Origin of the sequence: Mesorhizobium sp. NZP2077 (genome assembly GCF_013170805.1) — a bacterium.
GTDB lineage: Bacteria > Pseudomonadota > Alphaproteobacteria > Rhizobiales > Rhizobiaceae > Mesorhizobium.
Window position 1 is genome coordinate 5494912 of the sequence record NZ_CP051293.1, and the last position, 22001, is coordinate 5516912.

Consider the following 22001-nt stretch of genomic DNA (forward strand, 5'->3'; position numbering starts at 1 on the left):
TTGACGAATTTCCTGCGAAACGGGCCGTTGTTCGCCTTTGTCCTCGCGGCAATCCTGACGCTGTGCGCGGCTTCGTCGGCCTTTGCCGTCGAACCGATCAAGATTGCCCGCGACGACGTCGCGCTCGACCTGTCGCGCGCCTTCGAAATCTACCGCAACCAGGGCGAAAACTTCCAGGTGTCGACCGCGCCCGGACCGGACGGCATCGTGCGGCGCATCGAGGTCGAGGCCAATGACGCGCGCTCGACCGGCGACTGGGCGGTGTTCGCGTTGGCCAACACCACCGACCAGCAGCTCGACAGGCTGATCGTGGCGCCGCATTTCCGACTGGTCAATTCCGGTATCTTCTGGCCCGATCTCGGCGCCACCCGCATTGCCGCGATCACGCCCAGCGAGGGTTTTGCGCTCGACCGTCAGACCAGCCCCGACGCCGATGTGTTCCGGGTGACGCTGAACCCGGGAACGGTGATCACCTTCATCGCCGAGCTCGCCTCGCCCAAGCTGCCGCAGGTGTATCTGTGGGAGCCGGAAGCCTACAAGGACTCGGTCAATTCCTACACGCTGTTTCGCGGCATCGTCATCGGTATCGCCGGCCTTCTGGCGCTGTTCCTGACCATCCTTTTCGTCGTCAAGGGGACCTCGATGTTCCCGGCGACCGCGGCACTTGCCTGGGCGGTGCTTGCCTATATCTGCGTCGATTTCGGCTTCCTCAACAAGGTCATCGAGATTTCGCCCGGCAATGAGCAGATGTGGCGGGCGGGAACGGAGGTGGCGCTGGCAGCGACCTTCGTGGTCTTCCTGTTCGCCTATCTCAACCTCAACCGATGGCACGGCCATTTCAGCTACGGCGCCCTGGTCTGGATCCTCGGGCTGGTGCTGATTGCAGGCGTCGCCATCGTCGATCCGGCGGTCGCCGCCGGCATTGCCCGCATCTCCTTTGCCGCCACCGCGCTGACCGGGCTCGGCCTGATCATCTTCCTCGGGATTCGTGGTTATGATCGTGCGATCATGCTGGTGCCCAGTTGGGTCATGGTGCTGTTGTGGCTGTGCGGGTCGTGGATGGCAATCACCGGCATGCTCGACAACGACATCGCCCAGCCGGCGCTCGGCGGCGGGCTGATCCTGATCATCCTGTTGATCGGCTTCACCGTCATGCAGCACGCCTTTGCCGGTGGTGCGCTGCACCAGGGACTGTTCTCCGACCTCGAACGCCAGGCGCTGGCGGTTGCCGGATCGGGCGACACGGTGTGGGACTGGGACGTGCTGCGCGACCGCGTCGTCACCAAGCCCGATGTCAGCATCCAGCTCGGCCTCGCTCCCAACAGCCTTGGCGGTGCGGCGCGCAACTGGCTGCCGGTGCTGCATGCCGATGATCGCGACACGTTCCGCACGACACTCGACGTGGTGCTGGAGCATCGCCGCGGCCGGGTGTCGCAGAATTTCCGCCTGCGCGGCGCCGACGGGCATTATCACTGGTTCAACTTGCGCGCGCGACCAGTCATCGGATCGGACGGCGAGGTCATCCGCTGCGTCGGCACCATGGTCGACGTCACCGAGCAGAAGAAATCCGAGGAGCGGCTGCTGCACGACGCCGTGCACGACAATCTGACCGGATTGCCGAACCGCGAATTGTACATGAACCGGCTGGAAGCGATCATTTCGATCGCCCGCACCGAGGAGAAGGTGCGCCCGACCGTCTTCGTCATCGACATCGACCGCTTCAAGCAGGTTAATGACGGGCTCGGCATCTCAGCCGGCGACACCATCCTGCTGACAATCGCGCGCCGCCTGCACCGGTTGCTCAAGCCGAAGGACTCGCTGTCACGTTTCGCCGGCGACCAGTTCGCGCTGATGCTTTTGTCCGAACAGGACCCTGCCCGCATCGCCGGTGTGGCGGATGCCATCAAGCATGCAATCAACAACCCGATCACCTTTGCCAAGCGCGAGATCGTGCTGACCGCCTCGATCGGCCTGATCACCTGGACTTCGGCGCAGACCTCGGCCGAGGACATGGTCAAGGACGCCGAACTTGCCATGCATCAGGCCAAGCGTTTCGGCGGCGACAGGATCGAGCCGTTCCGCCCGGCCTTCCGCACCGTCGGCACCGATCGGCTGCAGTTCGAATCCGACCTGCGGCGCGCCATCGAGCGGCGCGAATTCACCCTTGCCTACCAGCCGATCGTGCGTCTGGAAGACGGCAGCGTTGCCGGCTTCGAAGCCTTGCTGCGTTGGGACCATCCGCGCCGCGGCATGATCCCGCCGGCCGATTTCATCCCGGTCGCCGAAAGCTGCGGGCTGATCGTGCAGCTTGGGCTGTTTGCCATGCAGCAGGCGGCTGAGGATCTGGCCGGATGGCAAAAGCAGATCGGCGATGCGCCGCTGTCGGTCTCGGTCAATTTGTCCAGCCGCCAGCTCATCCGCCGCGACCTGGTCAGCGATGTCCGCTCCGTCATCGCAAGGGCCAATCTGAAACCGCGCTGTTTCCGGCTCGAACTCACCGAGTCCCTGGTGATGGACAATCCGGAACAGACCGCCCATGTGTTGACCAAGCTGAAGCAGCTCGGCATCGGCCTGTCGCTGGACGATTTCGGCACCGGCTATTCGTCGCTCGCCTATCTGACGCGTTTCCCGTTCGACACGATCAAGATCGACAAGAGTTTTGTCGACGACAGCACGCCCAAACGCGCCGTACTGCTCAAATCCATGGTCAACATGGCGCATGAGCTCGGCCTATCGGTGGTGGCCGAGGGTATTTCGGACGAGCGTGACGCGCTGGAGCTGCGCCAGATGGGCTGCGAATATGTTCAGAGCTTCATGTTCGGCGCACCGATGCCGGGCGACCAGGTGCTGAAGACGCTGAAGGAGCAGTATCCGCTGACGCAGGCTTAGAGGCCGTTTCGAAACTCTACCCCTGCGGCCATCTGATGGCGCTTTCTGCGCTTCCGGTGCTCACGTACCAAAAGTACGCTCCGCTCCGGTTCTCGAAATCACCATCATAGAACTCGCATGAGCGAGTTTCGAAACGGCCTCTGCGTCGGCTTGATGAGTCAGGCGTGGCCGGCAGCCAGGCTGAGATGGGCGAGGTCGATACCGATCGAGGCGAGGATGCGATCGTATTTGCGTTCGATGTCGGCGTCGAACAGAAGCTCGGGGCTGGCCGGGCAGGTCAGCCAGCCATTCTCGGCGATCTCGGTTTCCAGTTGGCCCGCACCCCAGCCTGAATAGCCGAGCGCCATCAGCGCGTGGCGTGGGCCGCGGCCCGACGATATGGCGCGCAAAATGTCGACCGTCGCGGTCAGGCAGATGTCGTCGGAAACGGTCAGCGACGATTCCACGCGGTAGTCGCCCGAATGCAGGACGAAGCCCCGGCTGCGATCGACAGGGCCGCCATTGCGAACGACGAAATCGCGTGCCTGCGCCGGCAAGCGGATCGCCTCCTGCTCGTTCATGATGCCGAGTTGCACCAGCAGGTCCGGAAACAGCATCTGCTGTGTCTGGTTGATGATCAGGCCCATCGCGCCTTCATCTGAGTGCGCGCAGATGTAGATGACCGAGCGCGTGAAACGATCATCCTTCATGCCGGGCATGGCAATCAGGAACTGATCGTCGAGAAAGCCGCGTCCAGCGGCTGTCTTCTTGTGGCGCAACAAATCCATGGCAGGGAAGGTAACGTGTTTCCCGGGCGCCGAAAAGATGCGCCGCCCCGGATTCGACCAAAGCCCATGAGGCCAGGCCGCCGTGGCTTGCCAGCAGGGGTCACGCAAATATGATACCGGGAGGGCGATGAAATCATTGCGAAGCCACGAATGGACGATCAAATCACCGCCATGCAAAGCTTGAAAATCCTGCTACTCGGCGCCGCCATCGGATCGGCGGCCGTCCTTCCCGCGTCCGCCTCCTCGTCCGCCTGGTACAACAGCGAAGGCGGCAAGGTGCGGCTGGTGACATCAGGCAAACCCGACGAGGCCGGCCGCATCCAGGGCGCTCTCGACATCGCGCTCAAGCCAGGCTGGAAGACCTATTGGCGCGATCCGGGCGACGCCGGCGTGCCGCCGCAGCTCGACATTTCGGCCAGCACCAACATCGCCGATGCCCAACTCTCGTTTCCGGCACCCCAACGCCACGACGATGGTTATGGCAAATGGGCCGGCTACAACTATCCGATCTCGCTGCCTGTGACATTCACGCTGGCGACGCCGAACCAGCCGGCTGTCATCGATGCCGATATCTTTCTCGGCATCTGTGAAACGATCTGCATCCCGGTGCAGACACGGCTGACCGTCGACCCCACTTCCGATCCTGACAATGCCGACGACGCAGCCCTGGTGAAGGCGAGTTTCACGGCGTTGCCGGCGCCGGCAAAGCCCGATTTCGGCATCAACGTGCTGCCGGGCGATCACGAAACGCTGGTTGTCGAGGCGAGCTTTCCCGGTGACCCCGAAGCGGCGGATTTCTTCGTTGCCGGCGAGCGGGACTATATGTTCGGCACCCCTGCCCGCAGTGAGAAGGACGGCAAGCTGATCTTCACCGTGCCGATCCTCGACCGCCCCTCGACGACGCCAACGGATGGCGGGCTTCACTACACACTGACCAGTTCGGCGGGCGCAGTCGAAGGGCTTCTGCCTTTCCCTTGATCCAGTTTGCCCAGACGATTGCAGGAAGCCGCCGAGTTCGCTACGCAAGCAGGCATCCTTCCCATTCCCCAAGCGAGGAACTCATGACCATTTCCGTTGGCGACAAGCTGCCCGAAGCGACCTTCAAGACAATGACCGCCGACGGGGCCAAGGCGATCACATCGGCCGAGATTTTCCCGGGCAAGAAGGTGGTTCTGTTTGGCGTTCCCGGCGCCTTCACGCCGACCTGCAGCAACAACCATCTGCCCGGCTATCTCGAAAACCATGACGCCATCCTGGCGCGCGGCGTCGACACCATCGCCGTCGTCTCGGTCAACGACGTCCATGTCATGGGCGCCTGGGCGCGCTTCACCGGCGGTGAAGGCAAGATCCTGTTCCTCGCCGACGGCAATGGCGATTTCGCCAAGGCGGTCGGCCTCGACGCCGATTATTCCGGCGGCGGCATGGGCATGCGCTCGAAGCGGTTTTCGATGATCATCGACGACGGTAAGCTCACCGCGCTCAATGTCGAGACCAAGCCCGGCGTCGACGAGTCCGGCGCGGCCCATATTCTCGGGCAGCTCTAAACTTCAGCGGTCGCGTCGGGCGAGGCCGCAACGACCAGCCTCGCCCGATAATCGCTTGCACTCCAGAACTGCCGGCTCTCAGCGGACTTCAGCGATGTTTGACATCTTGTGGCGCGCTGTCGCGATCGGCATCGGCGCTACCGTTCTGATGGATCTCTGGGCCCTCGTCCTGCACAAGGCGTTTGGCCAGCCACGGCCGAACTGGGGACCGGTCGGCCGCTGGGTCTGGCATTTCACCGACAAGGTCTTTCACAACGATATCGGCGAGGCAGAGCCTTATGCGCATGAAGTGGCGCTGGGCTGGGCGTTTCACTATTTCGTCGGCATCGTCTACGGCATCATCCTGGTCGTGGTGGTTGGCGCGAGCTGGCTTGCCGCGCCGACCTTCCTGCCGGCCTTCATCCTCGGCATCGTCACCGTCGGCGCCGGCTGGTTCCTACTGGCGCCCGGCATGGGTGCCGGATGGGCAGCATCGAAGCGGCCCAATCCGATGCAGATCCGGGCGCTCAACCTGGTCTCGCACGCAGTGTTCGCGCTCGGGCTCTGGGGCACGGCGCTGCTGATCCGCTGAGGGTTAGGGCTGCCTGTCGATCGGCCGCCATCCATGGATGACGTGGCGCGCCGATATCGTAAGCAAAATAATTGCCGCCACCTGCTGGCTGATCCGCTTCGCGGCTGATTTCCCGCCCACTGAGAGACAGCAGCAACAGCGTTCCACGCCGCCGTGGCCGATGAAAGCAATGTCGCCGTCGTCATCGGTCCCAAGCGCAGCGTCGACCTCGCTCGCAATACGTTGCTGGGCATCGATAGCCCGCTCCCAGCCGCGAATGCTTTTGTGCGGATTGGCGAAGAACTGGTCGGCGACCGCTTCGAACTCGGGCGGCGGCAGGAAGCCCGTCGCCGACCGATCATTTCTCATGCATCCGCTCCCTCACCTCGACCGCAAGGTGGAGATGCCTCGCCAGGATTTCGGCCGTTTCTATTGCCTTGCGCTCCGCCGACGACACGATACGCCGGATTGAACCGAGCCATGGCCGATCGAGCATGGCAACGGCTCTCACCCGTCCAATGTCGGACAGCCCCCATTCCGGCACGGGAACGGCGGCATCGATCTGCACCTGGGGATGCGTGACGTAGTAGAGGATCGGCATGATCGAGGTTCCTGCCTGGGAGCGGACCGGCTGCCGGAAATCAATAGCTCTGAGTCGAACGACGCGCCTTCGTGGCCGCCGGCTGCTCTGCCTGAACATCCGGCTTTGGCGCCGACACTGCTGGCTTGAAAGAGCCTCTCTTGAACGGCGCCATGCCTTCCCGGGCCAATTCGTCGGCGCGCTCGTTCTCAGCGTGGCCGGCATGGCCCTTGACCCAGTTCCAGGTGACCTTGTGGCGCCGGTTGGCTTCGTCAAGCGCCTGCCAGAGCTCGCCGTTCTTGACCGGCTTCTTGTCGGCGGTCTTCCAGCCGTTCTTTTTCCAGCCATGGATCCATTTGGAAATGCCGTCCATGACATATTTGCTGTCGGTATGAAGCTCGACTGTGCACGGTTCCTTCAGCGCATTCAGTGCCGAGATCGCCGCCAGCAACTCCATGCGGTTGTTGGTCGTCTCGGCCTCACCGCCGGAAAGCTCCTTGGTGGTGCCGTTGAACCGCAAGATGGCACCCCAGCCGCCAGGGCCTGGATTGCCCGAACAGGCGCCGTCGGTGAAGATTTCAACCTGTTTGCTCATGATGCCCCATATCAGGCCAATCCATATTCCGAAGCAGATTTGATTGACCGATGGAACCGCATCCGCCTGATGTATTCGGTCGGGTCGCGTTTCATCACCAGGCCGCCATCAGGAACGGTCAGCCAGTCGTAGAGCCGGGTCAGCATGAAGCGCAACGCCGAACCGCGCGCCAGCATCGGCAACGCCGCCTTTTCCTCTGCACTCAAGGGACGCACGCTTTGATAGCCCTCAAGCAGGGCCTTGCCCTTGGTGAGATTGAAGGAAAAATCCTTCTCGAAGCACCAGGCGTTGAGGCAGGTGGCGACATCATAGGCGTAGAGGTCATCGCAGGCGAAATAGAAGTCGATCAGGCCGGAGAGCTTCTCGCCCAGGAAGAAGACGTTGTCCGGGAAGAGATCGGCATGGATGATACCCTCGGGAAGGGTTTTCGGCCAGTTGCGCTCGAAATCGGCGAAGTCGGCGTCGACCTCGGCCGCCAGTCCAGGCTCGACCTCGTCGGCCCGGGCGCGGGCTGCGTCCCAGAGCTTGCGCCAGCCGTCGATGGCGAGCGCGTTGGGACGGGTCATCGAAAAATCGGCACCGGCCAGGTGCAGGGCAGCCAGGGCCTTGCCGACCTCGGCGCAATGCGTTGCCGTCGGCCGCCGCAGCGAAAGCCCTTCGAGGAAGGTGATGATGACCGCCGGCCGGCCAGCCAGCGTGCCTATGACGCTGCCGTCATACGCGGTGACCGGCAGCGGACAGGACACGCCCTTGTTGGCGAGATGGCCCATAAGCCCGAGGAAGAACGGCAGATCCGCCTTCTCGACCCGCTTCTCGTAGAGCGTCAGGATGTAGGAGCCGGTCGAAGTGTGCAGCAAAAAATTCGAATTCTCGGTGCCCTCGGCGATGCCCTTGTAGGACAGCAGCTCGCCGACCGGGTAGTGCTTCAGGAAAGCGCCGAGTTCGCCCTCCGCAACGTCGGTATAGACCGCCATCTGGCTTACGCGGCCCCATTGACGAAGGCCATGTCGGCCGGCGTCAGTTCGACATCGCGCAGTACCCGCATGACCGGAAAATCCTCTGTTTCGGTGGCCGTGATGGCCAGGTCGATGGTGACATCGAAGCGCTGGCGAAACGCGTCGATGATCTCGTCGACGATAATCTCCGGCGCCGATGCCCCTGCCGACAGGCCGAGCGTCGAAATGTTGCCGATGTCATTCCACGGAATCTCGGCGGCGCGCTGCACGAGAAGCGACATGGTGGCGCCGGCACGCTCCGCCACTTCGACAAGGCGGCGCGAATTGGAGGAATTGGGAGCGCCGACGATCAGATAGAGGTCAGCGCCCGGGGCGGTGTCCTTGACCGCTTCCTGGCGGTTGGTGGTGGCGTAGCAGATCGATTCCGCCGCCGGCGCCTGGAGGGCGGGAAAGCGGTCCTGCAGCGCGCGGATGATGCCGGCGGTGTCCTCGACTGACAGCGTGGTCTGGGTGACAAATCCCAGCGCCTTTGGATCGGCAGGTTCAAGCCTGGCGGCATCAGCCTCGGTCTCGATCAGCGTGACCGCGCCCTCCGGCAATTGCCCCATCGTGCCGATCACCTCGGGGTGGCCGGCATGGCCGATCAACAGCACATGGCGGCCAAGCCGCTGATGGCGCATCGCCTGCTTGTGGACCTTGGAGACCAGCGGGCAGGTGGCGTCGAGATAGAACAGGTTACGCGCCTGGGCATCCGCCGGCACCGATTTCGGCACGCCATGCGCCGAGAAGACGACCGGCGACTGCCGGTGTTCGGCCGGGATTTCGGAAAGCTCCTCGATGAAGACGGCGCCAAGGCTTTGCAGCCCCTCGACGACGTAGCGGTTGTGGACGATCTCGTGACGGACATAAACCGGCGCGCCATATTTCTTCAGCGCCAGCACGACGATCTGGATGGCACGGTCGACGCCAGCGCAGAAACCGCGTGGCTGGCAGAGCCGGATCGTCAGCGGAGGCTTGGTGGTTGTCTGAAGCATTAAATCCTGGCCGGTTCGTCAGCGCCGAAATGAGGCGCCTACCCCTGTTCTGTCAAGAGCGGGCCCTGTCAAGGGTGTCGGTAGAAAGGCGCGCGCGTTCATTCTTCTTTCGCGGGACGGCGAAGCCGCAGGATGAGCACGGCGGCGAGTGCCGCGGCAAGCCCATACCAGGTGACGGCATATTGCAGATGGCTGTTCGGCAGGTCGATTATGGTGACGCCTCCGACCGGCAGACCGCCGGGATTCGGCGTCTTGTCGGCGTCGATGAAGATCGGCACCAGCGTGAACCCGGCAGGCAGGCCGGCACTGGCCGCCATGACGTCGCGGTCCTTCCAGTAGAAGATGTTCTTGGCCACGTCATTGTCGGGAAGCATCATCGACGGCTTGGCCGGCAGCGGATTGCGGGCAAGCCCAGTGATGGTCACCTTGCCTGTGACCTGCCCTTTGGCCCGCTTGGCGGGATCCTTCAGATCATAAGGTATGAAACCACGATTGATCAGCACGAAGCGGCCATCGTCGAGGGCAAGCGGCGTATAGACGTTGAAGCCGGCATCACCCTCCCAGGTCGCGTAGAAATGGCGTTCGCCTGAATGGAGGAACGTGCCGGAGACCGTGACCGGCGTGTAGTCGACGTCCCCCGTCGAGGCGAATTCCTTCTCGACCTCGGCCAGTGGGCGTGGCGCCGAGCGGGTACGCTGGTCGATGGTCTGCAGGAGACCTTCCTTCCAGTGCAGGCGCTGGACCTGCCAGGTGCCGAGCGCCAGCAGGATCAAAAGCAGCGCCAGGCCAAGGCCAAGCAGCAACGCCGATCGTGGCCGCGAACGACCGCTTTCTTTGATGGACGCCTCGCTCATTCGCCGCGATCCAGCCGGCCTTCCGCCGCCTTGTTGGCATATTGCAGCGTGAGCAGCACACCCTTGATCAACCGCAACGCCGTCAGGCACAGCACCAGGGCCAGTGGAATCCATATCAACAGATGCAGCCAGAGCGGCGGGCTCAGCGTCACTTCCACCCAGAGCGCCAGGCCGACAATGATGAAGCCGATAATCAGGATGACGAAGACCGCCGGCCCGTCGCCGGCATCGGCAAAGGAATAGTCGAGGCCGCAATTGACGCACCGTTTGCCGACGGTGAGGAAGCCGGAAAACAGCCGCCCCTCGCCGCAGCGCGGACAGCGGCCATGCAGGCCGGCCGAAATCGGATCGATCGGAGGCCAGATCGCCTTGTCGTCGCTCATTGCTTACCGCTCGATCTCGATCGGTGTGCCGTCGGCCACCATTGCCCAGATTTCGTCCTTGCCGTGATCCGTATCCGCAATGCCGGCCTCGGTCCAGTCGACCAATTGAAGCAGCCGACCACCAGCAGAAACCCCCCAGGCCGGCCAAGGACCCCATCTATCGGCTATCATCGCGCCGAAAAGAAGAAGGCGGCCACATCGCCGTGGCCGCCTTCTCGAATTCCCCGGATCGCTATCAGCAGACCGGTATCAGTGACCTTCGATCACCGCGCCGACCGATCCCCAGACATAGATCGAGGCGAACAGGAACAGCCAGACCACGTCGACGAAGTGCCAGTACCAGGCGGCCGCTTCGAAGCCGAAATGCTGCTTGGGGGTGAAGTCGCCCTTCATCGCCCGGATCAGGCAGACCAGCAGGAAGATGGTGCCGATGATGACGTGGAAACCGTGGAAGCCGGTCGCCATGAAGAAGGTGGCGCCGTAGATGGAATCCTTGAAGCCGAACGGAGCGTGCATGTACTCGTAGGCCTGCACCATGGTGAACAGCATGCCGAGGCCGACCGTCAGCACCAGGCCGTTGATCAGGCCCTTGCGATCGCCATGGATGAGCGAATGGTGCGCCCAGGTGACCGTGGTGCCGGACAGCAGCAGGATGATGGTGTTGTAGAGCGGCAAATGGAAGGGATCGAGAACTTCCATGCCCTTCGGCGGCCAGACACCACCGGTAAATGTGTGGCGCGCGTAGTTCTGGACCTCGCCGGAAAAAAGGCTGGCGTCGAAATAGGCCCAGAACCAGGCGACGAAGAACATCACTTCCGAGGCGATGAACATGATCATGCCGTAGCGCAGATGCAGCGACACGACCCGCGTGTGATGGCCCTCATGCGCTTCCTTGATCGTGTCCGACCACCAGGCGAACATGGTGTAGAGGACGATCACGACGCCGATGAAGAACAGCCACGGATTGGCGATGTTGACGCCGAAGATCGGGAAGGTGCCGCCCTTCAGGTACTCCATCAAGGCGACACCGCCAAAGGCCATGACAAGCGCCCCTATCGAGCCCAGGAAAGGCCACGGACTCGGGTCGACGAGATGATAGTCATGCTGTGGTTTTGCGTGCGCGTCTGCCATATCAACCCCCGAGATTTGCTTCGGTATTGGAAATTGTCTTGCTGCTGCCCTGGACCGGTTCCGAGGAGGCGACCGGTTTGGTCTTCTCGACCGGGAACATCGTGTAGGACAGGGTGATCGTCTTCACGTCCTTCAGTTCCGGCACATTGACGATATCGGGATCGACGTAGAACAGGACCGGCATGTCCAGCGCCTCGCCGGGCTTCAGCGACGTATCGGTGAAGCAGAAGCACTCGACCTTGTTGAAATACGGGCCAGCCAGTTCCGGCTGCACGTTGAAGGTGGCGCGGCCGGTGACGGGGCGATCGAACTTGTTGGTCGCCTGATAATGCGCCTGCACGGTCTCGCCGATCTTCATGGTCATCGAACGCTGGACCGGCTGGAACTCCCACGGCACGCCGGCAATATTGGCATCGAAGCGCACTGTGATCTCACGATCAAGCACGCGGCCGGCATACTGCTTCTCGGCACGCTGCGTCTTGCCGCCATAGCCTGTCGCCTGGCAGAACATCTTGTAGAGCGGCACGGCGGCATAGGCCATGCCGATCATGCCGGTGAAGAAGGCAAGGCAGACCGCCGCGACGATGGCGTTGCTGTTTCTGCCGGCCGGCTTTTTGGACACCTCGACGCTCATCACATCGTGCCCAGATTGTGGCCGAACTTGACGATCGTTGCGATGTAGAAAATGACGACCAGCACCGCAAGCGCCACGCCAATGGCAACCGAACGGCTGCGCTGGGCCTTCTTCTGGCGGTCGGTCAAGGTGACCGTTTCGAGCTTTTCCTCAACCATGGTCATACCCCACCCATGGCAAGCGCGCGTTCGACGACGCTGTCGGCCAGGTAGGCAGCGAAGATGGCGAAGAGATAAAGCAAGGAATAGGCAAACAGCGCTTTGGCCGGCTTCATGGCGCGGTCGTCGTCGGCCATGCCGAGCACTTTCCACGCATACCAGACAAAGCCAACGCCCAGCAGCGCGGCAGCCACGCCATAGATCGGCGTGGTGTAACCGAGCAGCCACGGCAGCACGCCGACCGGGGCCAGCACCAGCGCATAGGCGAAGATCTGACGGCGGGTCGACGCCTCACCGGCGACATTGGGCATCATCGGTATGCCGGCGCGCCCATAATCCTCGGACTTGAACAGCGCCAGCGCCCAGAAATGCGGCGGCGTCCACAGGAAGATGATCAAGAACAGGATGATGCTTTCGAGGCTGACCGACCCGGTCACCGCGGCCCAGCCTATGACCGGCGGAATGGCGCCGGCAGCACCGCCAATGACGATGTTCTGCGGCGTCCAGCGCTTCAGCCACATCGTGTAGACGACGGCATAGAAGAAGATGGTGAAGGCCAGCAGGCTCGCCGACAGCCAGTTGACCAGAACGCCGAGCGTCATCACCGACAGTACCGAGAGCACCAGGCCGAAAGTCAGCGCCTCGTGCGGCTGGATACGGCCGGACGGCACCGGACGACTGGCCGTCCTGGTCATCACCGCGTCGATGTCGGCGTCGTACCACATGTTGAGCGCGCCCGAAGCGCCAGCACCGATGGCAATAGCCAGGATGGCGATCACCGCCAGCAGCGGGTTGATGGTCACGGGTGCGGCGACCAGCCCGACAAAGGCCGTGAACACCACCAGCGACATGACGCGCGGCTTCAGCAGGGCGAAGAAATCGCCCGCCGTCGCTTCCGACATGCGGAAGCCCGCTTCGTCAATGCTGGTTTCGTTGACTAGGGCCATGCGTACTCAGTCCATCATTCCGTTGGCCAAAACCGCCGGCGGGCCGGCGGTTTCGTATTCGAGCGGGAGCCGCCTTACTTGATCTTCGGCAGCTGCTCCCACTGGTGGAACGGCGGCGGCGAGGGCAGCTGCCATTCGAGCGTGGTGGCGCCCTCACCCCATGGATTGGCACCGGCGATCCGCTTCTTCTGGAAGGCTTCGAACACGCCGTAGAGGAAGATCGCCACACCGACGGCCGAGATATAGGAGCCGATCGACGACACATAGTTCCAGCCGGCAAACGCGTCCGGATAGTCGATGGTACGGCGCGGCATGCCGGCAAGGCCGAGGAAGTGCTGCGGGAAGAAGATCAGGTTGACGCCGACGAAGGTGACCCAGAAGTGGGTGTTGGCGATGACGGGCGAGTACATGTAGCCGGTCATCTTCGGGAACCAGTAGTACCAGCCGGCGAAGATGGCGAACACCGCGCCCAGCGACAGCACGTAGTGGAAGTGGGCGATGACGAAATAGGTGTCATGCAGCGAGCGGTCGAGGCCGGCATTGGCCAGTTGGACGCCGGTAACGCCACCGATGGTGAACAGGAAGATGAATCCCAGCGCCCACAACATCGGCGTCTTGAACGAGATCGACCCGCCCCACATCGTCGCGATCCAGGAGAAGATCTTCACGCCCGTCGGCACCGCGATGACCATGGTGGCGAAGACGAAGTAGCGCTGCGTGTCGAGCGACAGGCCGGTCGTGTACATGTGGTGAGCCCACACGATGAAGCCGACGGCGCCGATCGCGACCATGGCGTAGGCCATGCCGAGATAGCCGAACACCGGCTTCTTCGAGAAGGTCGAGATGACGTGGCTGATGATGCCGAAGCCCGGCAGGATCAGGATGTAGACTTCCGGGTGACCGAAAAACCAGAACAGGTGCTGGAACAGGATCGGATCGCCGCCACCATCGGGGGCGAAGAAGGTGGTGCCGAAATTGCGATCGGTGAGCAGCATGGTGATGCCGCCGGCCAGAACCGGCAACGACAACAGCAGCAGGAAGGCGGTGACCAGCACCGACCAGGCGAACAGCGGCATCTTGTGCAGCGTCATGCCCGGTGCGCGCATGTTGAAGATGGTGGTGATGAAGTTGATGGCGCCGAGGATCGACGAGGCACCGGCAATGTGGATCGACAGGATCGCCAGATCCATGGCGGGCCCGGGCTGACCCGAGGTCGACAGCGGCGGATAAAGCGTCCAGCCGCCACCAACGCCATAGGCACCGGGGGCGCTCGGCATGAACATCGAGGTGAGCAGCAGGATGAAGGCCGGCGGCAGCAGCCAGAAGGAGATGTTGTTCATGCGCGGGAACGCCATGTCGGGCGCACCGATCATGATCGGCACCATCCAGTTGGCGAAGCCGCCGATCAGCGCCGGCATGACCATGAAGAAGATCATGATCAGCGCATGCGCGGTGGCGAAGGCATTGTACATGCTCTTGCCGCCGTCGACCGCGGCGTCACCGTTCATGCCGTAGACCATCTGCGCCAGACCGCTGAAGATCTGGATGCCGGGCTCCTGCAGCTCCATGCGGATGGCAACCGACAGCGCACCGCCGATGATGCCGGCCATGATCGCGAAGATCAGGTAGAGCGTGCCGATGTCCTTGTGGTTGGTCGAATAAACCCAGCGCACCCAACCGTGATAAGGCTTGTGGTCGTGCCCGTCGTGAGCTGCAGCGTCTGCCATGTTCCGCTCCGTTCCCTAAATCTTGCTAACCCGCGGCATCAATTGCCGGCGGCCGCTACCTTGTTCTGGCCATCGACCTCGGCCATCAGCGTCTTGTTGGCGCCGGGCAGATCGGTCTTGGCCGCGGCCAGCCAGGTCTTGAACTGCGCGTCGGAGACGACACGAATGGCGATCGGCATGAAGGCATGGTCCTTGCCGCAAAGCTGCGAGCATTGACCATAATAGAGGCCTTCCTTCTCCGCCTTGAACCAGGTTTCGTTGGTGCGCCCGGGTACAGCGTCGATCTTGATGCCGAAAGACGGCATGGCAAAGGAATGGATTACGTCGGTCGCGGTGACGAGCACGCGCGTCATCGTGTTGACCGGCACCACCAACTCGTTGTCGACGGCGAGCAGGCGCGGATAGACCTTGCGATCCTCCTTGCCGGCCTTGGCGCGATCGCCATCCTGGAGGATGGCCGAATTGAAGGAGAGCGTGTTGTCGGTCTGGTATTCGTAGTCCCAGTTCCACTGGTTGCCGGTCGCCTTGACGGTCAGCTTGGCTTCTTCCGGTGGGGTGTACTGCGCGGTCAGGAGCTGGAACGAGGGAATGGCGAGGCAGAGCAGGACCACGACCGGGCCGACGGTCCAGATCACCTCTATCAGCGTGTTGTGGCTGGTCTTGGAGGGAACCGGGTTTGCGCTCGCGCGGAATTTCACGATGCAGTAGGCGAGGAGAAGCAGCACCAGAATGGTGATCGGGACGATGAACCACATCGTGTAGTTTCCGAACCACTCGATCTGCCGCATCATGTCGGTCGCCGGCGCCTGGAAGGTCGTCTCCCAAGCCACGGGCTGATCGGCATGGGCGGACGTGCCGGCGAAAAACGCGGTGGCAGCACAAGCACCCAGAAACTTGGCACTGGCTAGAAACCTGGCGTCTGCTAGGAAATTTCTCATCGCCCTCTTCGTCTCCCAGTTCCTCGCGGCTGTGCCAACGAGAATAACGAACAATGCCGGGACGGGAATCCCGACAGTCTCAAGGTGGTTCAAACCATACTCTTTTTCCCTCCGCAAGAAAGGAGCGGAGGAAACTGTGCGGCATTTTTGCGCGCAAGCTGGCATGGCCCTTCCGGGGCAGCGGCCAGGGCCGGGAATCGCGTGTGCTCGGCGAGCCGCCCGCCTCAGCCCGGCGGGGTGTGCGAAGCGTCGTAATTCAGGCGAATTTGGCAGGGAAAAGCGCGGCATCGCCTGTTTCGGGACAGTTCGACCGCGGTCTCGTCCTTTACTTGGCATTGGCGCGGCTTAAAGTGCCGTGATTCGCAATGGAGCCGTCATGAACTCTTGGCTTTCGGGACTGAGGCATACGAGACAGGAGCTTTCGAGAGCACTGGCGAAGGCCGTGTTTCTCGCCGTCTTGTCCGCGGCCGGTCTGTTCGTCACCGGTCAGGCCAATGCCGCCCAGCCGAGCGGCACGGTGCGCTCGACGCATGGCGCATGGTCGATCATCTGCGACACGCCGGCGGGTGCAACCGCCGAACAATGCGTGATGATGCAGAATGTCGTCGCCGAGGATCGTCCGGAGATGGGACTGTCGGTCGTCGTGCTGCGCACCGCCGACAACAAGGCCGAGATCCTGCGCGTGCTGGCGCCGCTCGGCGTGCTTTTGCCGAACGGGCTCGGCCTCAATGTTGACGGCAAGGACATCGGCCGCGCCTATTTCGTGCGCTGCTTCCAGGATGGCTGCTACGCCGAGGTCATCCTCGAAAAGCCGCTGCTCGACACGCTGAAGACCGGAACATCGGCGACGTTCATCGTCTTCCAGACGCCAGAAGAGGGCATCGGCATCCCTGTCGACCTCAAGGGTTTTGCCGACGGCTTTGCCGCCCTACCCTGAGAGCAGGACGCTTGCGAAATAACCGGTTCTGACGCAGAATTCCTGGGGATGCGGGGTTTTGGCGGTGGGGATCATCATGCGCTCGTTTTCGTTGCTTTTATCCGCCGGTCTGATTTTGACCGGCGCGGTTTCCGTTGCGTGGGCAGAAGACGCCGAAATCATCACCGCGCCGGATCCGGCCGCAATTCTCGACATTGCGAAAGGTTACGGCTCGGCCAAGCTGGACAAGGATGACGGTGGCGACCCCATGGTCTCCGGCCGGCTCGAAGGAATGAAATATGTCATCTACTTCTATGGCTGCGAAAACCATGAGAAGTGCAAATCGATCCAGTTTTCCTCGGGCTACACCGACGCCTTCACAGCTGAACAAGCCAATGAGTGGAACAAGAAATTTCGCTGGGTCAAGGCGTTTTCCGGCGACGGATCCAACTTCAAGATGGATATCAGCTTCATCGGCGGCATCACCAAGGCTAACCTTGAAGAAGATTTCTCGAACTGGGATTCGATGACCACCAACATCAAGGACTTCATCAACCAAAAGTGACGCCAGCGGCGTGTCGGCGTGCGCATTTGCCCTGACATCGCGTCGGGGCGATTGTCTCGGCGCGGCTTCGCGCCTACATCGTGGGAAACCAGCTCTCCTCCACGAACGGATGCGCCATGAACAGCCTGATCGGCCAATTCGACATTTCAGACGATCGCATCAAGCAGATCGTCGCCGACACCATCAACGGCGCCGACGACGGCGAACTGTTTCTTGAATACAGCGAGAGCGAGGCGCTGATGTTCGACAATGGCCGGCTGAAGACCGCCAATTTCAACACCGACCAGGGTTTTGGCCTGCGTGCGGTCGCGGGTGAAGCCAGCGGCTACGCCCATTCGAGCGACCTGTCCGAGGCCTCGCTGCTGCGCGCGGCCGCTGCCGTCTCGACCGTCAAGGGCGGCTATTCCGGTACGCTTGCCGCCGCGCCCGCCCGCACCAACCGCCATCTCTACGGCGACGAGAACCCGATCCCCTCGCCCTCCTTCGAGGCCAAGGCAAAGCTGCTGCAGGAAATCGACGCCTGGCTGCGCGCCGAGGATCCGCACGTACGCCAGGTGACGGCCTCGCTCGCCGCCTCCTGGCAGCATGTCGAGATCGTGCGCGCCGACGGCCAGATGGTGCGCGATATCAGGCCGCTTGTCCGCATCAACGTCTCGGTCGTGGTCGGCGATGGCGACCGCCAGGAAAGCGGCTCCTATGGCATGGGGGGACGAAAGGCGTTTGGCGAGTTCCTGATCGAGGACAGCTGGAAGCACGCCGCCAAGGAGGCGCTGCGGCAGGCGCTGGTCAACCTCGAAGCCATTCCGGCACCGGCAGGCACCTTCGACATCGTGCTGTCAAGCGGCTGGCCAGGTGTGATGCTGCACGAAGCCGTCGGGCACGGGCTGGAAGGCGATTTCAATCGCAAGAAGACCTCGGCCTTCGCCGGCCTGCTGGGCCAGCAGGTCGCCGCCAAGGGCGTCACCGTCGTCGACGACGGCACCATCCCCGAGCGGCGCGGCTCGCTCACCGTCGACGATGAAGGCACGCCATCGGCCCGCAACGTGCTGATCGAGGACGGCAAACTGGTCGGCTACATGCAGGACCGGCAGAATGCCCGGCTGATGGGCATGAAAGCCACCGGCAACGGCCGGCGCGAAGGTTACGCGCACCAGCCCATGCCGCGCATGACCAACACCTACATGACTTCAGGCGACATGGAGCCGGACGAGATCATCGCTTCGGTCAAGAACGGCATCTACGCCGTCTCCTTCGGCGGCGGCCAGGTCGACATCACGTCGGGCAAATTCGTATTCGGCTGCACCGAGGCCTACATGATCGAGAACGGCAAGGTGACGCAGCCGATCAAGGGCGCGATGCTGATCGGCAATGGGCCGGATGCCATGCACCGCGTCTCGATGGTCGGCAACGACATGAAGCTCGACAACGGCATCGGCATGTGCGGCAAGGCCGGACAGGGCGTGCCGGTCGGCGTCGGCCAGCCGCATCTGAGGATGAACCAGATGACGGTCGGCGGCACACGGGTTTGATGCCTTGGGATCGTTCCGGTAGCGTCGCCTCCCAAATGATGTTTCCGGGGGGCAAGCGACCATGTCCAGATCCAAGATCGTCATTCCGCGACCCCGATGGTGTCTGGGCGAAATTCAACCTTGAAGACGTTGCGACGCCCGAAGGTTTTGCCCGCGACCCCGCCAAGGTGCAGGATTTCTACAATATGCGCCGGCGACAGATCATGGGTGCGGCTTCAAAGGCAACCAGGCTCATATTTTCCCGAAATTGCCACCAGCCTCCCCGCTGGGGCAGGCTGGCAGCGAACCTCGGCCGCGACGGCGGTCGATCAAGTGGGTTTGCCGCCGTTCTTCTTGCAATCGGCCCGGAATTTCGCGCGCGCCTTGCCGTGCAGCTTCTTGGCATCGGCAAGGGCTGAACATTGCTTGGAAATCGCGGTTTTCTCCGGCGTCATGGCGGTCGCCGGCGCCTTCTTCACGGGGGCGACCGTGGTGGCGGCCGGCGCAGTGGTCGTCGTGGCTGCTGTTGCCGTCGCAGCCGCGGCGGCTCCCGTCGCAATGAATCCGGCCACGGCGATAGACGTCAGAACGCTTGCAATCCTCATTATGGTTACTCCCTTGAGGCCCCCCGGCACTGACTGGGTATCAGCGAGCCGGGGCGCCGCGCAATCTCAGCTGTGGTCAACCACGCAGTTGTGATCTGATCGCGGGTCGCCGCAGCGGGCCGGCCATGTTTTGCCCCCGGCTCTGCACAGCCGCCTCACCTCACACAACGCCACCGGCGATGCGTTTCAAGTCCTGCGCATGCCCCGACCGAAGCCAGGCCACCCAGGCGACATGTGCTACTTCTTGCAAGCGGGCTCATTGGGGTGCCCGCAAGACGGCTTCTTGACGGCCGGCGGCTGCGGCGGCCTTGGCTGCGCTTGCGGCTGCCGGTGCACCTGCTGGATCTGTTGCTTCGGCTGGGCGTGGAACTCCTGCCTCTGCGGCTTGGGCTGACCCAGCACCTTCAACTGCTGATTGCCATTATTGACCTTGAATTTCTGCTGGACATTATCGCCACCGTTTCCGTTGGCAGGTGGCTTGTGGAATTTGGGACCGTTACCATTGCCCTGAGCCCCACTGCGTTGCCCATTGGCCTGGCCGTTCGTCTGGCCACCGCCCTGATTGTGAAGCTTCTTGAACTTGCCATTGGGCGGATTCTGGCCTGAATTCTGGCCGTTGAGCACCGATGCGTTGTTCGCCGCAGGCGCACCGTTGGCGCCAGGGATCTTGCGGAGCTTCTTGCCAGTTTTGCCGGTACCGTTCTGGCCCTGCCCATTGCCTTGGCCATTGGCCCCGTTTTGCCCATTCACCACCGGGTTGCCGGTCACGGCGTTTCCACCTGCGGTGCCCTGTTTGTTTAACAGCTTCCTGGACTTGTTGTTGGGCAGGTTCGGGTTGTTGGGCAGGTTCTGTCCATTCAGCACCGGCTTGCCATTGACGAGCGGCAGCGTCTTACCGTCGGCGCCGGGCAAGGCATGACCTGTCAGCTTGTCGGCAGGCAATGTCTTCGACAGCGGCGTGGCACCTCCGGGCTGCTGGCCATCCTGCCGGGGCTTCAGCGGCAGGCCGCCGGCGTTCTGCTTGGACAGCACGGTTTCCTTTTTATGTAGGAAAGCCGGCAGCGCCACCTTGGCCGCCAGCGCGGCTGCACCCAGGCCCACGGCGCCGGCGGTCAGCTTCTGGCCCGTGGTGAGGCCGCCGCCCTGGTTGTTGTTCTCGTTGATCGTCGTGTTGTTGATGATCGTGGTGTTGTGGATGTTGTTGAAGATGACATTGTCCGGCGGTGGGAAGATGTCATGCGGCGGGTTGACCCACGCCGGCACGGGCACAAAGACCGGCGTCGGCAGAAGGAAGATTCCGACTGGCGGCGGCGGTGGCGGCAGTTCGATGAAGTCGCGCGGCCGCGGCGGCAGGAAAATCACCGTCACGGGCGGCGGCGGATCGAAATCGAAATCGGGGTCGTCGAAATAGAGTACGGGACGGTCGACGTAGACGATTTCCTCCTCCGGCGGCGGCGGCACGTCATAGGCGTAAACGGTGAAATCCTCCGGGGGCTCCAGGGCCGCATCGAAATGCTCAAGCCGGCGACGGGCATCCCAGGCATGCGGGCCATGCGGGTAGCGCCGGAGATATGACCAGTAGGCTTCCGGCGTGTCCCGCAGCCAGGTTTCGCGCCAAGTGATCGCCTCGCGCCGCGCAGCGATGATGGCGCGCACGCGCTTGGCCATCGGATCGTGCGGATAGGCGCCGACGAAATCCTCATAACCGCGCAGCGTGTCGCGATCGAGCGCCGCTACATAAGCGTCGTGGGCATCGAAGTCGCGGATTTCCCTGGTCCGGTTGGCTTGGGATTCGGCCTCCGAAACTTTCGGCGCGGGCGCGTCCGGGGCACGATCGAAGAACACGAAGGGCGCGCTGATCTTCGAGGTGTTCCAAGGCACTTCGGCCCCTTGCGTCACTTCGTTGACGCGCAGGCGCGTGCGGTCGAACACATCGTCGAGCGACAGGCCGCCGTCGCGCATCATCTCGGCCAGCGCCTGGGCATAGGCGCCGTACGGTCCCTTGCCTTCCGGCGCGACGGTTCCCGGCGCGGCGTTGAAGGCGATCAGCATGTTCGGGTCGGGATCGACCAGCGCGAGACCGCCCGCCAGCGGCTGGTTCGTTTGCGGGAATGCATTCGGTCGCGCCGCGTCGAGCACGACGATGTTGACCTTCGTCGGCAGTCCAGCCAGCGACTTGGTGAGGTCGGAGAGCCGCATCGCCTGGAGCGGGACGTCGGCTGGATTGGTGATCTGGGCATCGACCGGCAGGAAGTAGTTCTCGCCTTCGAACTGCACACCTTGGCCGGCGAGGTAGACGAAGACGACCGCGTCGGGTCCGGCAGCGGAGACCTTGCCGAGGAAGTCGCGCAGCGCGCCGCGCAGCGACTCCTGATCCACATCACGGGCGCCGACCACATCAAAACCAGCAGCCTGCAAGGTCTGCGCGATCAGTCCGGCGTCGTTGGCGGGTGTCACCAGCGCGCCGGACGGATAGGCAGCGTTGCCAATGACGAAAGCGAGGCGTTTTTGCTGTTGCGCGAGCGCGCCCGTCGCGGAGGCGGCGACGACGAGCAAGAGGACGAATAAACTGAGGAATTTCTGGAGCATCCGCATTTCAGGCCACCATGGGTAAAGAGCCGACGCTGTCGGGACCCTTCCCCTCCTCCAGCGATCTGGACTAGACGGACGCAAAGAGGCGGCTTTGCGGCGCGATCTCGGCAGGTTGGGATCGAGTATAG

General features: G+C 62.8%; 23 protein-coding genes. 7 read left to right on the forward strand and 16 right to left on the reverse strand.

Features of this window, described 5'->3' with window-relative positions; genetic code table 11:
• A complete protein-coding gene (locus HGP13_RS27530) occupies nucleotides 1–2889 on the forward strand; it encodes an EAL domain-containing protein (protein WP_172231349.1) in 2889 nt (962 codons plus the stop codon).
• A 158-nt stretch (nucleotides 2890–3047) separates the two neighbouring features.
• Here HGP13_RS27530 and HGP13_RS27535 read toward each other — a convergent pair whose 3' ends face one another.
• Nucleotides 3048–3656, reverse strand: coding sequence for a YqgE/AlgH family protein (locus HGP13_RS27535; protein WP_027046619.1), 609 nt, complete (start codon nucleotides 3654–3656; stop codon nucleotides 3048–3050).
• 171 nt (nucleotides 3657–3827) lie between these two features.
• Between HGP13_RS27535 and HGP13_RS27540 the strand changes: the two genes are divergently transcribed.
• From HGP13_RS27540 to HGP13_RS27550, 3 genes are all read left to right on the forward strand, one after another.
• The gene (locus HGP13_RS27540; RefSeq protein ID WP_172234870.1) at nucleotides 3828–4634 is read left to right on the forward strand and encodes a protein-disulfide reductase DsbD domain-containing protein; all 807 of its coding nucleotides are present in this window, start codon (nucleotides 3828–3830) and stop codon (nucleotides 4632–4634) included.
• Between the two features lie 83 nt (nucleotides 4635–4717).
• On the forward strand, nucleotides 4718–5200 hold the full coding sequence (locus HGP13_RS27545; protein WP_172231352.1) for a peroxiredoxin: 483 nt from the start codon (nucleotides 4718–4720) through the stop codon (nucleotides 5198–5200).
• Between the two features lie 94 nt (nucleotides 5201–5294).
• Entirely contained in the window at nucleotides 5295–5771 is a 477-nt protein-coding gene (locus tag HGP13_RS27550) for a DUF2938 domain-containing protein (RefSeq protein WP_172231355.1), read from the forward strand.
• A gap of 3 nt (nucleotides 5772–5774) precedes the next feature.
• Here HGP13_RS27550 and HGP13_RS27555 read toward each other — a convergent pair whose 3' ends face one another.
• The 13 genes from HGP13_RS27555 to coxB all read right to left on the reverse strand — a co-directional run bounded on the left by HGP13_RS27555 (nucleotide 5775) and on the right by coxB (nucleotide 15804).
• Nucleotides 5775–6119 (reverse strand): histidine phosphatase family protein, encoded by a 345-nt coding sequence (locus tag HGP13_RS27555; RefSeq protein WP_281410977.1) that lies wholly within the window; start codon nucleotides 6117–6119, stop codon nucleotides 5775–5777.
• A complete protein-coding gene (locus HGP13_RS38620; RefSeq protein WP_281410978.1) occupies nucleotides 6109–6351 on the reverse strand; it encodes a histidine phosphatase family protein in 243 nt (80 codons plus the stop codon). The genes HGP13_RS27555 and HGP13_RS38620 overlap by 11 nt, the downstream gene beginning before the upstream one ends.
• A gap of 40 nt (nucleotides 6352–6391) precedes the next feature.
• Nucleotides 6392–6925, reverse strand: coding sequence for a ribonuclease HI (rnhA, locus tag HGP13_RS27560; RefSeq protein WP_172231358.1), 534 nt, complete (start codon nucleotides 6923–6925; stop codon nucleotides 6392–6394).
• A gap of 11 nt (nucleotides 6926–6936) precedes the next feature.
• The gene (locus HGP13_RS27565; protein ID WP_172231361.1) at nucleotides 6937–7899 is read right to left on the reverse strand and encodes a homoserine kinase; all 963 of its coding nucleotides are present in this window, start codon (nucleotides 7897–7899) and stop codon (nucleotides 6937–6939) included.
• 5 nt (nucleotides 7900–7904) lie between these two features.
• Entirely contained in the window at nucleotides 7905–8915 is a 1011-nt protein-coding gene (gene ispH, locus HGP13_RS27570) for a 4-hydroxy-3-methylbut-2-enyl diphosphate reductase (RefSeq protein ID WP_172231364.1), read from the reverse strand.
• Between the two features lie 98 nt (nucleotides 8916–9013).
• A complete protein-coding gene (locus HGP13_RS27575) occupies nucleotides 9014–9769 on the reverse strand; it encodes an SURF1 family protein (protein WP_172231367.1) in 756 nt (251 codons plus the stop codon).
• Complete coding sequence (locus HGP13_RS27580; protein ID WP_172231370.1) at nucleotides 9766–10152, reverse strand: DUF983 domain-containing protein; 387 nt, start codon at nucleotides 10150–10152, stop codon at nucleotides 9766–9768. Before HGP13_RS27580 ends, HGP13_RS27575 begins: the two co-directional genes overlap by 4 nt.
• Before the next feature lie 249 nt (nucleotides 10153–10401).
• Nucleotides 10402–11283 (reverse strand): cytochrome c oxidase subunit 3, encoded by an 882-nt coding sequence (locus tag HGP13_RS27585; protein WP_172231373.1) that lies wholly within the window; start codon nucleotides 11281–11283, stop codon nucleotides 10402–10404.
• A gap of 1 nt (nucleotide 11284) precedes the next feature.
• Nucleotides 11285–11917, reverse strand: a complete 633-nt coding sequence (locus HGP13_RS27590; RefSeq protein ID WP_172231376.1) for a cytochrome c oxidase assembly protein — start codon at nucleotides 11915–11917, stop codon at nucleotides 11285–11287.
• Nucleotides 11917–12075: a hypothetical protein gene (locus HGP13_RS27595; RefSeq protein WP_172219753.1), complete on the reverse strand. Its 159-nt coding sequence runs from the start codon at nucleotides 12073–12075 to the stop codon at nucleotides 11917–11919. Before HGP13_RS27595 ends, HGP13_RS27590 begins: the two co-directional genes overlap by 1 nt.
• 2 nt (nucleotides 12076–12077) lie before the next feature.
• Complete coding sequence (locus HGP13_RS27600) at nucleotides 12078–13022, reverse strand: heme o synthase (protein ID WP_172231379.1); 945 nt, start codon at nucleotides 13020–13022, stop codon at nucleotides 12078–12080.
• A 74-nt stretch (nucleotides 13023–13096) separates the two neighbouring features.
• Nucleotides 13097–14749: a cytochrome c oxidase subunit I gene (gene ctaD, locus HGP13_RS27605; RefSeq protein WP_172231382.1), complete on the reverse strand. Its 1653-nt coding sequence runs from the start codon at nucleotides 14747–14749 to the stop codon at nucleotides 13097–13099.
• A gap of 38 nt (nucleotides 14750–14787) precedes the next feature.
• Complete coding sequence (gene coxB, locus HGP13_RS27610) at nucleotides 14788–15804, reverse strand: cytochrome c oxidase subunit II (RefSeq protein ID WP_172231385.1); 1017 nt, start codon at nucleotides 15802–15804, stop codon at nucleotides 14788–14790.
• A 259-nt stretch (nucleotides 15805–16063) separates the two neighbouring features.
• Between coxB and HGP13_RS27615 the strand changes: the two genes are divergently transcribed.
• From HGP13_RS27615 to tldD, 3 genes are all read left to right on the forward strand, one after another.
• Entirely contained in the window at nucleotides 16064–16624 is a 561-nt protein-coding gene (locus HGP13_RS27615; protein ID WP_172231388.1) for an invasion associated locus B family protein, read from the forward strand.
• Nucleotides 16625–16700: 76 nt separating this feature from the next.
• Nucleotides 16701–17168 carry a YbjN domain-containing protein gene (locus HGP13_RS27620; RefSeq protein ID WP_172231391.1) on the forward strand — a complete coding sequence of 156 codons (468 nt, stop codon included), beginning with the start codon at nucleotides 16701–16703 and terminating at the stop codon, nucleotides 17166–17168.
• Between the two features lie 116 nt (nucleotides 17169–17284).
• Nucleotides 17285–18697 (forward strand): metalloprotease TldD, encoded by a 1413-nt coding sequence (tldD, locus tag HGP13_RS27625; RefSeq protein WP_172231394.1) that lies wholly within the window; start codon nucleotides 17285–17287, stop codon nucleotides 18695–18697.
• 308 nt (nucleotides 18698–19005) lie between these two features.
• Here the strand turns inward: tldD and HGP13_RS27630 are convergent, their stop codons facing one another.
• Both HGP13_RS27630 and HGP13_RS27635 read right to left on the reverse strand, forming a co-directional pair.
• A complete protein-coding gene (locus HGP13_RS27630) occupies nucleotides 19006–19281 on the reverse strand; it encodes a hypothetical protein (protein ID WP_172231397.1) in 276 nt (91 codons plus the stop codon).
• A 237-nt stretch (nucleotides 19282–19518) separates the two neighbouring features.
• Nucleotides 19519–21870: a caspase domain-containing protein gene (locus tag HGP13_RS27635; RefSeq protein ID WP_348648949.1), complete on the reverse strand. Its 2352-nt coding sequence runs from the start codon at nucleotides 21868–21870 to the stop codon at nucleotides 19519–19521.
• Nucleotides 21871–22001 lie beyond the last annotated feature (131 nt).

Excerpts from the sequence above, each read along its gene's own strand:
- HGP13_RS27535 (WP_027046619.1), bottom strand. The coding sequence starts at position 3,656 with ATGGATTTGTTGCGCCACAAGAAGACAGCCGCTGGACGCGGCTTTCTC.
- HGP13_RS27540 (WP_172234870.1), top strand. The coding sequence starts at position 3,828 with ATGCAAAGCTTGAAAATCCTGCTACTCGGCGCCGCCATCGGATCGGCG.
- HGP13_RS27545 (WP_172231352.1), top strand. The coding sequence starts at position 4,718 with ATGACCATTTCCGTTGGCGACAAGCTGCCCGAAGCGACCTTCAAGACA.
- HGP13_RS27550 (WP_172231355.1), top strand. The coding sequence starts at position 5,295 with ATGTTTGACATCTTGTGGCGCGCTGTCGCGATCGGCATCGGCGCTACC.
- HGP13_RS27555 (WP_281410977.1), bottom strand. The coding sequence starts at position 6,119 with ATGAGAAATGATCGGTCGGCGACGGGCTTCCTGCCGCCGCCCGAGTTC.
- HGP13_RS38620 (WP_281410978.1), bottom strand. The coding sequence starts at position 6,351 with ATGCCGATCCTCTACTACGTCACGCATCCCCAGGTGCAGATCGATGCC.
- rnhA (WP_172231358.1), bottom strand. The coding sequence starts at position 6,925 with ATGAGCAAACAGGTTGAAATCTTCACCGACGGCGCCTGTTCGGGCAAT.
- HGP13_RS27565 (WP_172231361.1), bottom strand. The coding sequence starts at position 7,899 with ATGGCGGTCTATACCGACGTTGCGGAGGGCGAACTCGGCGCTTTCCTG.
- ispH (WP_172231364.1), bottom strand. The coding sequence starts at position 8,915 with ATGCTTCAGACAACCACCAAGCCTCCGCTGACGATCCGGCTCTGCCAG.
- HGP13_RS27575 (WP_172231367.1), bottom strand. The coding sequence starts at position 9,769 with ATGAGCGAGGCGTCCATCAAAGAAAGCGGTCGTTCGCGGCCACGATCG.
- HGP13_RS27580 (WP_172231370.1), bottom strand. The coding sequence starts at position 10,152 with ATGAGCGACGACAAGGCGATCTGGCCTCCGATCGATCCGATTTCGGCC.
- HGP13_RS27585 (WP_172231373.1), bottom strand. The coding sequence starts at position 11,283 with ATGGCAGACGCGCACGCAAAACCACAGCATGACTATCATCTCGTCGAC.
- HGP13_RS27590 (WP_172231376.1), bottom strand. The coding sequence starts at position 11,917 with ATGAGCGTCGAGGTGTCCAAAAAGCCGGCCGGCAGAAACAGCAACGCC.
- HGP13_RS27595 (WP_172219753.1), bottom strand. The coding sequence starts at position 12,075 with ATGGTTGAGGAAAAGCTCGAAACGGTCACCTTGACCGACCGCCAGAAG.
- HGP13_RS27600 (WP_172231379.1), bottom strand. The coding sequence starts at position 13,022 with ATGGCCCTAGTCAACGAAACCAGCATTGACGAAGCGGGCTTCCGCATG.
- ctaD (WP_172231382.1), bottom strand. The coding sequence starts at position 14,749 with ATGGCAGACGCTGCAGCTCACGACGGGCACGACCACAAGCCTTATCAC.
- HGP13_RS27615 (WP_172231388.1), top strand. The coding sequence starts at position 16,064 with ATGAACTCTTGGCTTTCGGGACTGAGGCATACGAGACAGGAGCTTTCG.
- HGP13_RS27620 (WP_172231391.1), top strand. The coding sequence starts at position 16,701 with ATGCGCTCGTTTTCGTTGCTTTTATCCGCCGGTCTGATTTTGACCGGC.
- tldD (WP_172231394.1), top strand. The coding sequence starts at position 17,285 with ATGAACAGCCTGATCGGCCAATTCGACATTTCAGACGATCGCATCAAG.
- HGP13_RS27630 (WP_172231397.1), bottom strand. The coding sequence starts at position 19,281 with ATGAGGATTGCAAGCGTTCTGACGTCTATCGCCGTGGCCGGATTCATT.
- HGP13_RS27635 (WP_348648949.1), bottom strand. The coding sequence starts at position 21,870 with ATGCTCCAGAAATTCCTCAGTTTATTCGTCCTCTTGCTCGTCGTCGCC.